At 57.0% G+C, this 14,325-nt stretch carries 14 protein-coding genes; 3 read left to right on the forward strand and 11 right to left on the reverse strand.

The features are described 5' to 3' along the window. Nucleotides 1-62: 62 nt before the first annotated feature. Together IC235_RS05500 and IC235_RS05505 are read right to left on the reverse strand one after the other, a co-directional pair. Nucleotides 63-470 (reverse strand): hypothetical protein, encoded by a 408-nt coding sequence (locus tag IC235_RS05500; RefSeq protein ID WP_191004165.1) that lies wholly within the window; start codon nucleotides 468-470, stop codon nucleotides 63-65. Nucleotides 471-610: 140 nt separating this feature from the next. Beyond that, on the reverse strand, nucleotides 611-1,318 hold the full coding sequence (locus IC235_RS05505; RefSeq protein WP_191004166.1) for a hypothetical protein: 708 nt from the start codon (nucleotides 1,316-1,318) through the stop codon (nucleotides 611-613). Between the two features lie 265 nt (nucleotides 1,319-1,583). Here IC235_RS05505 and IC235_RS05510 point away from each other — a divergent pair, with 265 nt between their 5' ends. The 3 genes from IC235_RS05510 (at nucleotide 1,584) to IC235_RS05520 (ending at nucleotide 3,674) form a co-directional block, all read left to right on the forward strand. Further along, complete coding sequence (locus IC235_RS05510; RefSeq protein ID WP_191004167.1) at nucleotides 1,584-1,991, forward strand: 6-pyruvoyl trahydropterin synthase family protein; 408 nt, start codon at nucleotides 1,584-1,586, stop codon at nucleotides 1,989-1,991. Then, nucleotides 1,984-2,643 carry a GTP cyclohydrolase I FolE gene (folE, locus tag IC235_RS05515; protein WP_191004168.1) on the forward strand — a complete coding sequence of 220 codons (660 nt, stop codon included), beginning with the start codon at nucleotides 1,984-1,986 and terminating at the stop codon, nucleotides 2,641-2,643. Before IC235_RS05510 ends, folE begins: the two co-directional genes overlap by 8 nt. Before the next feature lie 98 nt (nucleotides 2,644-2,741). Next, nucleotides 2,742-3,674, forward strand: a complete 933-nt coding sequence (locus IC235_RS05520) for a TIGR01777 family oxidoreductase (RefSeq protein WP_191004169.1) — start codon at nucleotides 2,742-2,744, stop codon at nucleotides 3,672-3,674. Between the two features lie 230 nt (nucleotides 3,675-3,904). On the opposite strand, the gene IC235_RS05525 is transcribed toward IC235_RS05520, so the two are convergent. The 9 genes from IC235_RS05525 to IC235_RS05565 all read right to left on the reverse strand — a co-directional run bounded on the left by IC235_RS05525 (nucleotide 3,905) and on the right by IC235_RS05565 (nucleotide 14,323). After that, complete coding sequence (locus IC235_RS05525) at nucleotides 3,905-5,047, reverse strand: leucine-rich repeat domain-containing protein (protein WP_191004170.1); 1,143 nt, start codon at nucleotides 5,045-5,047, stop codon at nucleotides 3,905-3,907. Nucleotides 5,048-5,329: 282 nt separating this feature from the next. Further along, a complete protein-coding gene (locus IC235_RS05530) occupies nucleotides 5,330-6,016 on the reverse strand; it encodes a hypothetical protein (RefSeq protein ID WP_191004171.1) in 687 nt (228 codons plus the stop codon). Between the two features lie 221 nt (nucleotides 6,017-6,237). Then, nucleotides 6,238-8,631, reverse strand: coding sequence for a transglycosylase domain-containing protein (locus tag IC235_RS05535; protein WP_223847095.1), 2,394 nt, complete (start codon nucleotides 8,629-8,631; stop codon nucleotides 6,238-6,240). A 127-nt stretch (nucleotides 8,632-8,758) separates the two neighbouring features. Next, nucleotides 8,759-9,217: a hypothetical protein gene (locus tag IC235_RS05540; protein ID WP_191004172.1), complete on the reverse strand. Its 459-nt coding sequence runs from the start codon at nucleotides 9,215-9,217 to the stop codon at nucleotides 8,759-8,761. Between the two features lie 81 nt (nucleotides 9,218-9,298). After that, complete coding sequence (locus IC235_RS05545) at nucleotides 9,299-9,568, reverse strand: hypothetical protein (protein ID WP_223847096.1); 270 nt, start codon at nucleotides 9,566-9,568, stop codon at nucleotides 9,299-9,301. A 50-nt stretch (nucleotides 9,569-9,618) separates the two neighbouring features. Then, nucleotides 9,619-9,840, reverse strand: a complete 222-nt coding sequence (locus IC235_RS05550) for a hypothetical protein (RefSeq protein WP_191004173.1) — start codon at nucleotides 9,838-9,840, stop codon at nucleotides 9,619-9,621. A gap of 361 nt (nucleotides 9,841-10,201) precedes the next feature. Then, entirely contained in the window at nucleotides 10,202-11,842 is a 1,641-nt protein-coding gene (locus tag IC235_RS05555; protein ID WP_191004174.1) for a DUF4153 domain-containing protein, read from the reverse strand. A 5-nt stretch (nucleotides 11,843-11,847) separates the two neighbouring features. Further along, nucleotides 11,848-12,645 carry a ferritin-like domain-containing protein gene (locus IC235_RS05560; RefSeq protein WP_191004175.1) on the reverse strand — a complete coding sequence of 266 codons (798 nt, stop codon included), beginning with the start codon at nucleotides 12,643-12,645 and terminating at the stop codon, nucleotides 11,848-11,850. 226 nt (nucleotides 12,646-12,871) lie between these two features. Then, nucleotides 12,872-14,323: a B12-binding domain-containing radical SAM protein gene (locus IC235_RS05565; protein ID WP_191004176.1), complete on the reverse strand. Its 1,452-nt coding sequence runs from the start codon at nucleotides 14,321-14,323 to the stop codon at nucleotides 12,872-12,874. Between the last annotated feature and the right edge of the window lie 2 nt (nucleotides 14,324-14,325).

The following is a 14,325-nucleotide window of genomic DNA, read 5'->3' on the forward strand; positions in this document are numbered from 1 at the left end:
GCCGGCTTTTTTGGGTTATGCGTATGCAGGTAACGACATAGCTGCCACTGGCTAGGAGCGGTTTAGCTATGCGATGAGAAATCCTGTGGCAAGCTGCCGTCAACTTCTACCGGACTGCCTTGCAGCTGCTGCGAGACGGCGGTGAGCACCTCGGCCAGCTTAGTGATGCGGGTAGCCGTGTTCACGTTTTCGGCGAAGTGGGCGGATTGCGCAGTGTGGGTGCCCAGGCGGGCCAGCAAGGGGGCGATGACGTTCACATCGAGCGTCCCGCTGCCGAAGTGGGCCTTTAAGGCTTGCAGGTCGACCACCAGCTGGTGGAAGGCCGGGTTGTTGGCCGCTTTCAGGTCTTCGATCCAACGCTGAAACTGGTTATCGAGCCCGGCGCGTTCGGTTTCTTCGGCGAGGTTGCCGGAGAGCAGGTGAATGGCACTATCGAGGTGCACTTGGTGCTGAACTTCTTTCTTTTCCATGGGTGAGGGTATTGGCGTAATCGGCCGCTAGGGGCGCAGCCTTTGTTGCCAACGTAGTTCGGCCCCGTGGGGTTGGCCCACCAAACAAAAAGCTCCACCGTTTCCAGTGGAGCTTTTTGCCTAGAACCAGCGAATGGCTGCTACTCTATCTTGGTCATCCGGTCCTTCACGGCCTCCAGGGCCACGCGCATGTTCACAATGTCGCCCCGGGCGGCCTCCTGCTCTTTCAGGTTGGCATCGATGAGGTTGTTGAACTGCTGAAGCTCGGCCGCGTTGGCCGCTAGCATCTGCTGAATTTCAACTTTGCGGAGCTTGTTTTTCTCAATGTCCTTTTTAATCGTGTTGGCCTTTTCGATTACCGCCACGTGATTGTTCTGCGAGGCCACCAGGGCGCGCTCAGCTTCAGCGATTTGAATCACCAAGTCTTCGCGGTACATCATCCGAGCGAAGTCTTTCAAATACTTCTCGGCCGACTTCCACTGCACGGGGGTAGCATCCTTGGCCAGGTAGGCGTTGCCTAAGTCTATGCTCCACCACACGGTAGTGCCGGTCGGGGTAGCATCCACTTTGCTGATTACGCGGATGGGCGTCGGAGCAATTTCTTCGATCACCACGCCGTCCAAGGTCAGCACGCCCTTATTGTTTTTCAGCTTGCTGCCGTACTTGTCGCTGAGCTGCTTGAGCCAAGCGGCCTCTACCCGGCGGTTGTCGAGCTGCATGCTTACGCGCTGCCCTTTGCGGGGGATATTGTTAATCGACATATCAGTCTCATCTACCGGAGACTTCTGAGCATAGACGCCGAGCGTAGCCAGGCATATAATGAGCACGAGGAGTAGGCTTCTTTTCATGGTATAACTTGTAAGCGCTTCAAATAAAGGACAAGAGGAAAGGTTTTCAACTAAAACGCCGTAGTATGGCTTTTCAAATTTAAGGTCTTTCTTCGATGCAACTTATGCAATCAACTATTTTTTTAACGATAAGGCTATTTTTATTGATTTAATACAGCTATTAATAACTTAAATTCAAAACTAATTTTTATAATTATACGAGCCTTAGTCCCGCTACTGGTGTTGGGCTGTAACAAAGATAGCCTAAACTAGGTTCTAGGCACCTATGCAAGTTACTGTTTGTCGCACCGAGCATTTCAACGCTGCCCACCGTCTGCACAACCCCGCCTGGAGCGCCGAGCACAACCAGCGCGTGTTTGGGAAATGCAACAACCCCAACTACCACGGTCATAACTACAATCTTACCGTCCGGCTGACTGGCCCCGTAGACCCCGAAACCGGCTACGTATACGACCTCAAGCGGCTCAGTGACCTCATCAAGCAAGAGGTGCTGGACCGCTACGATCATCGCAACTTAAACCTCGATACCGAGGAGTTTCGTACCCTGAATCCCACGGCTGAAAACATTGCCGTCGTAATTTGGCAGCGCCTGCGCCCCCACCTGGGTGCCGACCTAGCCCTTTCGGTCACGCTTTACGAAACGGACCGCAACTTTGTAGAATATCATGGATAACCCTACGGGCCCAGCCCCGGCCCCCGACGCGCATTTGCCCCCCGGCCTGCGCACCCCTCTCCGCGACGACGCCTTTGAGGCCCCCGACGAAGCTAAAATAACGGCCATCAGTGGCCACTTCGAGGCCATCATGCGCGAGCTGGGCCTCGACCTAACCGACGACAGCCTGGCCGGCACCCCCCGGCGGGTAGCAAAAATGTACGTACAGGAATGGTTCAAGGGCCTGGACCCAAAAAACCGGCCCGAAGTGCGCATGTTTCACAACCGCTACGGCTACCACCAGCTGCTGGTCGAGCGCGACATCACGCTTTTTTCCTGCTGCGAGCACCACTTCGTGCCCATCATCGGCAAAGCCCACGTTGCGTACTTGCCCAGCGGCAACGTGGTGGGCCTGAGCAAGCTGAACCGGGTAGTGCAGTACTACGCCCGCCGGCCCCAGGTGCAGGAGCGCCTGACCCGCCAGATTGCCGAGGAGCTTAAGCAAAGCCTGGGCACCGACGATGTGGCCGTGCTAATCGAAGCCGATCATTTATGCGTAATGAGCCGCGGGGTGAACGACACCAGCAGCTCAACGCTGACCAGTGACTACGGCGGTCGCTTCGCCACCGATGAAACACTACGGCGCGAGTTTCTGCGGCAGATTGGCAAGTAAGGCCCCGTTGCGTAGGTTCATGCTCCGGAGCTGGGGGCGCTTCGCCAGTGCCGTGGCAGCGCAGAGTGGCCGTCCTACTTTTGTTTGCACCGACAACCATGACCGATAATTCTTCTCGCAAAGTCCTCATCACCGGAGGTACCGGCCTCATTGGTACCCGCCTCGCCGAGCTGCTGATCGACAACGGCTACGAAGTGGCCTTGCTAAGCCGGGAGCCGGCCAAAAGCAGCCACTACCGCAGCTTTCGCTGGGATCCTCGGGCCGAGACTATCGACGAAGCGGCCATCGCCTACGCCGACTATATCGTGAGCCTGGCGGGGGCCAGCGTGTCGGACGGCAAATGGACGGATGAGCGCAAGCGCGACATCATGACCAGCCGACTGAACGGCTTAGCGCTCCTGCACCGCGAGCTGGCCAAGTCTAACCACCACGTCAAGGCTTTTATTTCGGCCTCGGCCATCGGCATTTACGGTGATGCCGGCGACCAACTGGTCGACGAGGAAACGTCACCGGCCGTACCCACGCACGATTTCCTGGCCGACGTATCGCACCAGTGGGAGTTGGCCGCGGCGCCCATCGTGGCGCTGGGCATCCGCACGATTATCCCCCGGATCGGCATCGTATTGAGTACTGAAGGTGGGGCGTTGCCCCAAATGGCTCGCCCAATGAAGCTGGGTGCCGGGGCCGCGCTGGGCAGCGGCAAGCAGTACATGTCCTGGATTCATCTCGACGACTTGTGCCGCCTCTTCATGGCCATGCTGGAAGAGGAGTCCTGGCAGGGCACGTACAACGCCGTGGCCCCCCAGCCCGTCACGAACCAACAGTTCACCGAAGTGTTGGCACAGGTGCTGCACCGACGGCTGCTGCTGCCCAAAGTGCCCGCGTTCGGCCTGAAACTAGCCATGGGCGAGATGAGTGATATTGTGCTGGCTTCCCAGAACGTGAGCGCCCGGAAGGTCCTGGCTCAGGGCTTCCGGTTTGAGTACCCGGAGCTGCGCGGGGCGCTGGAGGCCCTGTATGGGTCGGGGTAAACCGGCTCATCGCTTCTCAGGTGTTCTGCCAGGATTAAATTCCAAATGCGCTCCTGATAATCATACCAATGGTTAACACGCAAGAAATCGTCTCAATAATTTCTTGACTATCAAAAAATATATCAGGAATCAAACTAAGTAAGACCCTCATTACAGACCGAATAGATGACCGTTATTTAGTGCCTGCTGGTTAACAAAGCCACTTATCTACCACTCGCTTGCACTTTCATTCACGCATCCACCAGTAACTCCAATCCGGGCTTGTGGCGTAAGGCAGGCGGAATATGGGTCAGGGGATTGTTACGGGCATCCAACCTTGTCAGGTGGGGCAATTCGGCTAAGCTTTCGGGCAGGGCTTGAAGCTGGTTATTAGCGCATTTAAGCACTTGCAAGTTTTGTAGCGCTCCTATACTTTCGGGCAGGGCTTGTAGGCGATTAGCATGGCAAATGAGCTGTTTCAAGTTCTGTAACGCTCCCAGGTTTTCAGGCAGTGCTTTTAAGTGGTTATGACCGCATTTGAGCACTTGTAAGTTTTGTAGTTGCCCGATGCTTTTGGGCAGAGCTTGCAGCAAGTTCCATGCGCAACTGAGTTCTTGTAAGTTTTGCAGCGCTCCCAGGCTTTCGGGTAGTGCTTGCAGCCAGTTGTTATGGCAAATGAGCAATCGTAATTGGTGCAGTTGCCCGATGCTTTCGGGCAGTTCGGGTAGGGCTTGGACGTGCAGGGCTTGGAGCCGGAAGAAGTTAGAAGAGCAATCTAACTTCTCTAAGCTGCGTAGCTGGCCCAAGCTTTCGGGTAAGGCTCGGAGCTGATTAGAGGAGCAATCGAGCAGTCGCAATTTCTGAAGCTGTCCCAGGCTTTCGGGCAGAGCTCGTAGCTGGTTCCCTTCGCATTTGAGTGCTTGCAAGTTTTGTAAAGCTCCCAGGCTTTCAGGTAAGGCTTGTAGCTCGTTACGATTGCAACTGAGATACTGCAAATTGTGCAGTTGCCCGATGTTTTCGGGCAGGGCTCGCAGGTGGTTAATATTGCAGTAGAGCTCTTTCAAGCTACGTAACTCTCCCAGGCTTTCGGGCAGGGCGGCAAGGTTCCTGTTCGATATGTTTAGGTGGGTAAACTGGAATAGCTCAGTGAGGACAAAGTCACTCAGCAATAGCATACTGTTTCTAAAAGCAAGTTGGTAAAGCGGGCGCAATCCGTCCAAGTACTGTTGGAAAGGAGCAGGATTGCTTAATTCCTCGGCTAACAGCAAGGCGTATTGGATGTTATCCTCTTCCCCGGAGCGTACCAATTGGATCAGCTTGGCTACTTGTTCAGAATGGGCGGCTGAGCCGGAAAAGGAATCCTGCTTTGAAGGAGTGTCTTGTTCTGAAGCCATCGGTCGGCTGGTCAAAAGGTTAGGTCGCTAGCTCAGCCTTTATTTCGCTTAATATAGGCTGCATAACATCGTTTCCATGATGGCTGACTTTCGCCTTATCAGCCATCAAAGATGCCCAGGGCGTTTTTACAGAATTGTCTGGCCAATTTCTCAAACTATCGAACTCCTGGTAAGTGTCACCACTGACCTAATTTTAGCCTTCATTTAGCTAATAGCCAAAAAAAGTAAACCCCAGTTAAAGTGCTTGCCTTATCAACAAGTGAAACAAGGGCTACCTGCGCATCAATTTTTATTATTTGAATCCAGTATGAATTCCCGATAATCTTGCGCCGTTTGTCTGATAGCTGAAGCAACCGATGTATTGCTTTCCACAGAATTTAGTAGGGGTAGCGCTTCCTGCCTGCCAATCATGGCACTTCGGCTTAAAAGAGATTGTGCTAAACGTGAATCAACCTGTTGCCAGTAACGCGAGGCAATCGCAATAAGATGTGAAACTAAAAAAGTATTCTTTGGCTTTCTAAGAGCATCCTCTAACCATATTAAAGCGATGTTGGCAATGTCCTGCGCTACTGACCAAAGCCATAATTCCGCCACCTTCTCAATCATTTGCTCTGAAGGAGATTCAATTTCCTCTCCTTTTAAGATTTCTTCTATTATAGTTAAATCGAAGTCATCCACCTTTGGCATTTTTTCGGCAAACCATTCAGTTGTAAAGTTCCAATATTCGGTCAGAGATTCCGGGATAGAGTCTCCAGTAGGCAGAGTGAGCTTCGATTGAGCTTGCAGGCAACGCTCCAGAACATTAAGAACTGTTTCGACCTCATCTAAACTGTGATTTAATGCTTCAATTTGTTTATGGCGCTCTATAGCACTGCTCACACACCACGGATGGGGTAACCCAACTATTGTTTCTGGTAGAGCTATTTTTTTCATATAAGCAAAATTTGAAGAAGCTTCTACATCTTTCAAGCGTTGAAATTTGATTGTAGACCCCGGTTCAACCTAATTAAAGATTCTGCTTTTACATACTTTCCCTTCTTGAGAGCTTCCCATAATTTGTACAGTTATTACCACCAAGGAGATAGGAACGGCCGGAAAAACTGAGCTTTATCTGAGGCGCCTGTAACCATTATTATAGCATGTCAGAGAAGTGGGTTAGGTATACTAAGTGTTCACTTACTCTCCATACGCTAGTGCAGGCTATCGGGCAAGGCTCCCCCACTGTTCATCTGCTCGAGTAGGTTGTCGGCGGCAACCGTATCTACTGCTTCGGCCCGGCGGCGCCGCTCGCTGGGCGAGACGCAATTGTATTTCTTGACGATTTTGACCGAGGGTTTGGGAAAGGGCCCGTAAGTATAGCCCAACTCCTTGTCTTTGTACACCTTCTCCATAAATTTGCCAAAGACGGGCAGTGCCGTGCGGCCACCTTCACCCTGCTGCGAGCCCGTGAAGTGAATGCTGCGGTCTTCGCCGCCCACCCACACGCCGGTCATCAGGTCCTTGGTCATGCCCATGTACCAACCGTCGGAGTAGTTGGAAGTGGTGCCGGTTTTGCCGCCGATTTGGTTGTTGTTGTGCCAGAGGTCGGGAAAGTCCCAGAGCGCCTGCGAAGTGCCGCCGGGCTCTTCCATGCCGCCGCGCAGCATGTAGGTCATCAACCACGCCGTTTCGGCCGAAATGGCGCGCTTTTGCACGGGGTCAAACTGTTTGATAACGTTCCCATTGCGGTCCTCGATGCGCGTAACGAGGCGGGGCTCGCTGCGGAAGCCGGTGTTCATAAAGGTGCTGTAGGCATCCACCATTTCGTACACGCTCACGTCGCCGGCCGAGCCGAGGCCGATGCTGGGCACCGGCAGCAGTGGGCTGGTGATGCCGACTTTGTGGGCGTATTTAGCTACGTTATCCCAGCCTACTTTCTCGGTCAACTGGGCCGTAACGGAGTTGACCGAGCGGGCCATGGCGTGGCGCAGCGTCATGTTGAGGCCGGTGTATTCGCGGGTCACGTTGTCGGGCTGCCACTCCATGGGCTGGCCATTTTCGACGTACTTAATAGTCACGCGCTTATCCGGAATCCGGTCGCAGGGCGAGTAGCCGTTGTCGAGGGCCGTGAGGTAGACGAAAGGCTTGAACGTGGACCCGGCCTGGCGGCGCCCCTGCTTGACGTGGTCGTACTGGAAAAAGCGGTAGTCGAGCCCGCCCACCCAGGCCTTGATATGACCGGTGAAGGGGTCCATGGTCATCATTCCAGCCTGCAGGAAGTGTTTGTAGTAGGCCAGCGAGTCGAGCGGCGACATCACGAGCGTGGTATCGTTGTCCTTATGCTTCCAGGTGAACACTTTCATCGGCCGCTTGGCATTCAGCGCCGAATCGAGGCGCTGGGGCTGTTTTTTGTAGCGGGCGGCGAGGCTCTTGTAGCTCTCGGTGCGCTTCATCTGGACTTCGATGAAGTCGGGGATTTCGTTGCCTTTGTCGTCGACCCAAGGGTTCTTGCCTTTGTTGCGCCAGAAGTTGTCGAAGGTGCGCTGCAACGATTTCATGCGTTCGTGCAGGGCCTGCTCGGCATGGGCTTGCAGGCGCGAGTCGATGGTGAGGTAGATCTTCAGGCCATCGCGGTACATGTCGTGGCCGGTGCTATCGCACCAGGCATCCACGAACTGACTAATGGCGCTGCGGAAGTAGGTATCGGGCCCGTCGATGTGGCGCTCGACGTGGTAGTTGAGCACGATAGGAGTAGCCTTGAGGGCCGCAATCTGGGCCGGGGGCAGCACCTTGGCCTGGCCCATGCGGTCGAGCACCACGTTGCGGCGGCGCAGGGCCGCGGCCGGATGGAAGCGCGGATTGTAAGCGGTAGGGTTGTTGAGCACCCCCACCAGCATGGCCGCTTCTTCGGGCTTGAGGCTATCGGGGGAAGTGCTAAAGAAGGTTTTGGCCGCTACCTTGATGCCAAAGGCGCTGGAGCCGTACTCCACCGTGTTGAGGTACATCCGCAGAATCTCTTCCTTAGTGTAATGGCGCTCCAGCTCCACGGCGGTCAGCCACTCCTTGGTTTTGGCCACGATGGTACTCACTACCGGAATGTAGCCCAGGGCCCCCCGGCTCTGCTGGCGGCGGATTTTGTAGAGGTTTTTGGCCAGCTGCTGGGTGATGGTGGAGCCACCGCGCTTGTCGCCGTGCAGAGAGGAGTAGAAGCCACCGAGCACGGCCACTAAGTCGATGCCCGAGTGGTTGTAATAACGCACATCTTCGGTCGCAATGAGCGCCTTAATGAGCCAGGGCGACATCTGGCTGAGTGGCACCGGCGAACGGTTTTCGCGGAAGTACTTGCCAATCAAGACGCCGTCGGAGGTGTATAGCTCCGAAGCCTGTTCAACTTTAGGATTTTCCAAATCAGCCAAGCTCGGCGATTTGCCAAACAGGAACATGAAGTTGGTGCTTACCAGGAACGGGTACACCAAAAAAAGAACGATGACCAAGCCAAACAGCACCCAGGCCCAGCTAACCAGCCGCCGGGGCCAGCGGCGACGCGGTCCGCTCGGTTTGGGATCAGGAGAGAGAGAGGAAACGGTCGGTTTGAGGTCGGCCATACGGGGCAGCGGGTGGGAGACGAAGCTAAAGCTACGCCGCGAAGGAGGGCAAATATACCAGTCCCTCGCCCCAAACATCGGCCATAATTGTTAACCTGCAAATTCGCCGGGGGCCCTGGGTGTTGAGCTAGGGGCGCGGCGCCATGAGCACGGCGGAGTGGTGAACATGGCGCCGCCCGTTGGTCCGCTGGCGCTGCCAGTACCAGCCGAGCTCGCCCAGGGCCAGAATGATGATGCCTAAGCCGAGGAAGTAACTCCAGTAAAGCATCCGCATTTGCGCCCGCGTAGGCGAGTCCAGCTCCTGGAACAGCAACAATCCCCAGAGCTCATCAACCAGGGTAAAGGCCCAAACGGCAACGGCGAAAACGCGGGCCGGCCGGCCGAGGGCCAGGTGCCAGTGTAGCAGGTAAAGCACCACCCCCGGCAGCGCCGAAAGCAGCACGAGCGGTGCTTCCTTCACGAGGGGTAAACCCAAAAAAATCAGGCTCATCGTCTCCTTCAGGGCCTGGACGGCCGCCAGGGAACGGCCCAGGCGCGAGAGCTTCGGAATGGTAGGCAGGGGCCGATGTAAGGTAAGGGTAGGCATAGGGCAGACGGAAAAGATAAGCCGAACCCGAAGCCAAGACGCTGATTTATCGTTGATAACGTCGTTTCGTGATGCCCGGGCCTAGCAGCGCCGGGTGAGTAGCACGATGAACAACCCTTTCACGGAGTCGAGCAGTAGATTGTCGGGTTTACCACATACGTAGTAATTGCCAATTCCGATGCCTATCCACCATCCCAAATAAGTAATACCCCGTAGCGTAGCCCCGGCGGCAACCAGCGACGCAAACAACAGCCCCCCGGCTACGACATACGCCAGGCAGGCTGTCTGTGGGCCGTACCTAACGCCAAACTGGGTTAGCGTAAACCCTGGGGCAAAAAAGGTTCCTCCCACGGCTAAGTGAGCGATTTTAATTTATAATGAATACCAAGGCTCTTTGTAGTTTACTGCTGAGACCACAGCAGCATAAGCTGAGTGAGGGCCAAAAGCAGCAAGCTCAGCAGCAGCGTGGCGGCGGGCAGTACCCCGCGCACAAGGCGTTGGCGGCGCCCTGCTGGCGATGACGCCCGCTCCTGCCAAGTGAGCAGGAAGCCGAGGGCGGCCACATCGCCAGCGCAGAAAAGCAGGCCCAGGAAGGTAAGGGCCAGTTGAGGGAGAGTGTTCATTTTCTCGTTGATGTATATAAGTCGTTGGCGTTTACCAGGGCAATGCGTGCTCAAACCCGCATGCCCAGATGGAGAACCAACCAAATCCAAAACATTGAAAGTCAGTGGCTACCGAGAGCAAGAAGCTGCTCTCGGTATTTCACCTAATTGAGTTTCTCTATTGGCAGCGCCAATGAGAAAAGTCCTGATCCGATTCGGCCTTACAGCAGAGGACGCTGCCCACTACCTAAGCCCGCGCAGAATAGCTAGGCCCAGGTTTCTATTTACAGGCAACAAGGAAGCCAGCCCATGAAGGAAGCCATCAGCCGCACCTAGCCTTAGTTCCAGTTGGCCAGCATATGGGGGCCAGGAACTGCTTAGCTTAGTCCTGCCCCCCCAGTTGGTGAAAGGTCTGCCAGTTGGCGTAGGTGCGGCTCTGCCAGTCGGGGTGGTCTTGGTAGTAGGCTTTCCAGTCGGCCACCGCGGCATCGAGGCGGCGCTGGGCCTCGGCAGCGGTAATAACTGTATACCCACCATAATATCTGGCCTCCGCAGTGAGTTGGGGGGCAGTGTTCAGCAAGTCGCGGTGGGCCAGCAGCACGGGCAGCACCCGCCCGGGCATGTCAAGCAGAAACCCGATGTCGATGCTGCGAAAACGGGGCTGCAGGTTGTAGCGCGCTATCCAGACCTCCCAGTTGCCGGCTGCCAGCAGCAGCAGTACGCCATACACCGCCAGCGAATTAAGCCGCACCAGGCTGTAGGCCGAGCGACGCTGCCAGATTTTGAGCAGCACCGTGCCCAGCCCGAAAATGGTCAGCAGCAGAAAAAAGCACACCCCAATGCGTTTGTAAGCCAAGCCGCAATGCAGGATGTAATAGTAGTTACGTAGCCCCACCGACACGGCCAGCACGGCATTTTGCAGCACCCACACCGTGGCGCCCCAGCGCAGCCACGACAGACCCGGCTGGTAGAAGTTCAGGTTGCGGCGGAAAAACCAGAGCACGATGCCCATGGCCAACAGAATGCTGAAGATGAGCACGTAAGTGCCCTCATGCACGAACTGCGTGAGGTCGAGCCCCGGCTTGGGTACGAAGCCAAACCACAGCCAGTTGATATCGATGGCATTGACAACCAGCAGCAGCAAGTTCACGAGCCCAAACACGGCGGCGGCCACGATGAATTCTTTGCGCAAGTCGAGCGCCCGGCTCGCCTTCAGCCGGAAATCGGGCCGGCGCACGGCGAACGACGCCACCCGGTCGCGCTGGCGCTGGATAAACTCCCCGAAGCGCGACTCCTGATCGGCAAACAGGTGCACTGGCACCACTACCACTATCCCGGCCGTAATCACAAAGCCGAGCGTGAAGAACAAGAGGTGGCCCAGCGAAATCTCGGGTAGCAGCCGCCCCAGCCAGCGGCTCAGCGCCGCCAGCACCCGGCTACTCAGGGCCGCATACACGGGGTTTGCCACCGCAAACAGCACGTGGAAGGCCCCCAGGATGCCCACCGGCACCAAAAACAAGCGCCCGTAAAACCAGCTTCGCCGCACGCCCACGCCCGCCTGGCGGGGGGCCCGTAGGCCGCGCATCACCCGGGCGCTGGCCTGGGCAAGGCTGCCGGCGGCCGTCAGCACCGCGTACAGCGCCAGCTTCAGGTGGGGCTGGTTCACGTAGCCCAGCAGCATCAGCGTGGAGGCAATGCAGGCCAGAGCCGCCACGGCCGAGCCGTACACGGCCATCATCACCGCGCTAAACAGGCTTCCCACTACGGCCAGCCAGAAGTAGCCCGAGCGCCGCACCGCCGCGTGGCGGGGCAGCAGGACAAACTGCGCCGCCACCCCGAAACTGATGAACACCAGCATGTTTACCCCACTTCTTTCCAGCCAGAAAAGCCAGTCGAACAACCCCACCCCCAGCAGCAGCAGCAACCTTTGCGCGGAGGTGAGTGGAGTAACGGTCGGCTGGACGCTAGCCGCAGCAGCGCGAGCGGCGGGAAGGCCCGTGGGCCATGTTTGAGATGGTTCCATTATTTTTAAAGAACTCTGTGTTTCAAAGTTTGTAGGTAAAAAAGAGACCGCTTGCTTGGAAGCAGTTGCCCTATATGGTCCGGCACCACGCGCGGAGCTAGGCTGCCTTGGGGTTGCTGCATCTGCTCCACACGGGTGTATTCGGCCACAATGGCGCGCACGAATCGGCCCAGCCCATAGCCGCCGGCGCGAAAGGTGTGGCGGCTGACGGCGTATACCACCAGCGCCGTGCCCGCCAGCAGCCCGCGGTAAAATTGCCGCCCCAGCCAGGCGCGTACCCGACTCCGCCCCTGCTCCCACTGCCGAATGGCCAGGGAGTGAAACACGAGGTGCATTTCCTCGTCGTGCAGAATACGGTGGCAAATCTGCCGTAATAGCCCCGAGAAAGTAGCCTGGTGTAGTGCCCGGTAGTACACAGTGGCCACCACTTCAGCCGTCAGCATGACGCGCACCATGTGCTCCAGGCCCAGCGGCCGGCCCAGGCTGCGGAAGACCTCGTGCAGCCAGTGGGTCTCGAGCCGAGGAATCCCTTGCTGGTCCATAAACCGCCCCAGCAGGGCGGCATGCCCTTCCTCCTCCTGGACGAAGAGCCGCATGGCTGCCGCGTAGCCTGGCTCGTTCCACCGCGCGGCCAAAGCAGAAAGGTGGTCCCCCCCGGTACCTTCGCCCCGCTGGAAGGTTTGCAGGGACGAGCGAACTGCGCGCATTTCTGCCGGTGAGAGGCGGTACAGCTCGTACCAGCTCAAGTTGACCGCGGGGGCGCGGTTGCCCAGGAAGTAGGTTTTGACGTCGGTGAAAGTCATTACTAATATTCTGATTATCTGCTTTCCCAGGTTGCGGATCTCCAATAGATTGAGACCTTCATTCTAACCAAAGGCCAGCACTAGCACCCAGAAGTGAGGAATTTTTCTAATAGCTTATGCGTGCATGATTTGCTTTTAATTCAGAAAGGCCGCTTCTTCAATGCAAGTTGCTGGTGCAAGCGAGCTGCCTACCCGCGGTCAGCATCACCGGTGGAGGGGTGACTAATTATTGCAGCACGGGCAGCGGAATCAGCATTTCGTTGGCAGATGAAGCCGCCGACGCCGGCCCGGCTTTGACGCGCTCATCCTTGCCCTGTACTTTGCTCAGAATGGCCTCGAGCAGGGGGCGCATGGTGTCGAGATGGCGCGACTTTATCATGAAATTCCAGAGGGGCTCAAATTTTTTCCAGCCGCCGGCGTAGGCGAAGTGCTTGAGTTGGTGGCGTAGCGTGTCGTGCACCAGGCTGGCTTTGGTGATGTTGGCCCAGGAATAGAAATCGCGGTAGGCTTGGTCGTAGCCATCCTTGAGCTGCCGGGCGGTAAGGTGCGGGCCGGGCTGACACACCACGGTGCGGGTATCGTACTCATCCCAACGGCGGTGCAGCAGGCGGCCCTGGGCTTCCATTTGCTGGAAGAGGGCCGTGCCGGGATAAGGTGTGGCAATGTGGAACGTGGCCGTGGTAATGCCTTGGCCCACGGCCCAATCCACCGTGCGCCGGAATACGTCGGGCCGGTCGTCGTCGAGCCCGAACACGAAGCTGCCGTTCACCATAATGCCCAAATCGTGCAGCCGCTGGATGGCCGCGGCGTAGTCGCGGCCCAGGTTCTGAGGCTTATTACTTGATTTTAAGTTGGCGGGGCTCAGCGTTTCAAACCCCACAAACAGGCTGCGCAGACCAGCTTCGGCCGCTTTTTCGAGCAGCCCGTTGTCGCGCAGGATGCTGTCGACAGTAGCCGCCCCCTGAAACAGCCGGCCCATTCCGCGCATGCCCTCGAACAAACCCGTGGCAAAACGCGTGTGCCCCAGTAGGTGGTCGTCAAGAAAGTAGAGGTGGCGGCCGGGCAGGCGGTTGATTTCGGCCAAGGCATCATCAACGGTTTGGGTGTAAAAGGACTTGCCACCGGCAAAAAATGCGTCTTTGTAGCAGAAGTCGCAGTGATGCGGGCAGCCACGCGTTACCACGATGGAGTTGGGCACTAGGTAACGCTCCCGCTTAATCAAGTCGCGCCGGATGGGCGGAATGCCCACCAGCGTACGCCCGGCGGTCGACACGTAGCGCGGTTGGGGCCGACCCGCCTGCCACTCTTGCAGGAACGCTGGGAAGGTATCCTCCCCCGGGCCCAGAAAGAGGCTGTCGGCGTGCGGGGCCGCTTCTTCGGGTAGGCTAGTCACGTGCAGGCCACCCAGGCAAACGTAGGCGCCACGAGCGCGATAGTGGTCGGCCAGCGCGTAGGCGCGGTAAGCGTTGGTGATGTACACCTGGATGATAACCAGGTCCGGCTCGTCGTTCAAGCGCAGGGTTTCGACGTGCTCATCCTGCAAATCGACCTCCCAATCGGTGGGCAGATAGGCCGCTAGCGTAGCCAGCCCCAACGGAGGGAACAGCGAGTACTTGATGGGCCGCCAGTATGGACTGGTAGCTTCGGTAAGGGCCGGCAAAATGAGTTTTACTCGCATAC

The organism is Hymenobacter montanus, assembly GCF_014699115.1.
GTDB lineage: Bacteria > Bacteroidota > Bacteroidia > Cytophagales > Hymenobacteraceae > Hymenobacter > Hymenobacter montanus.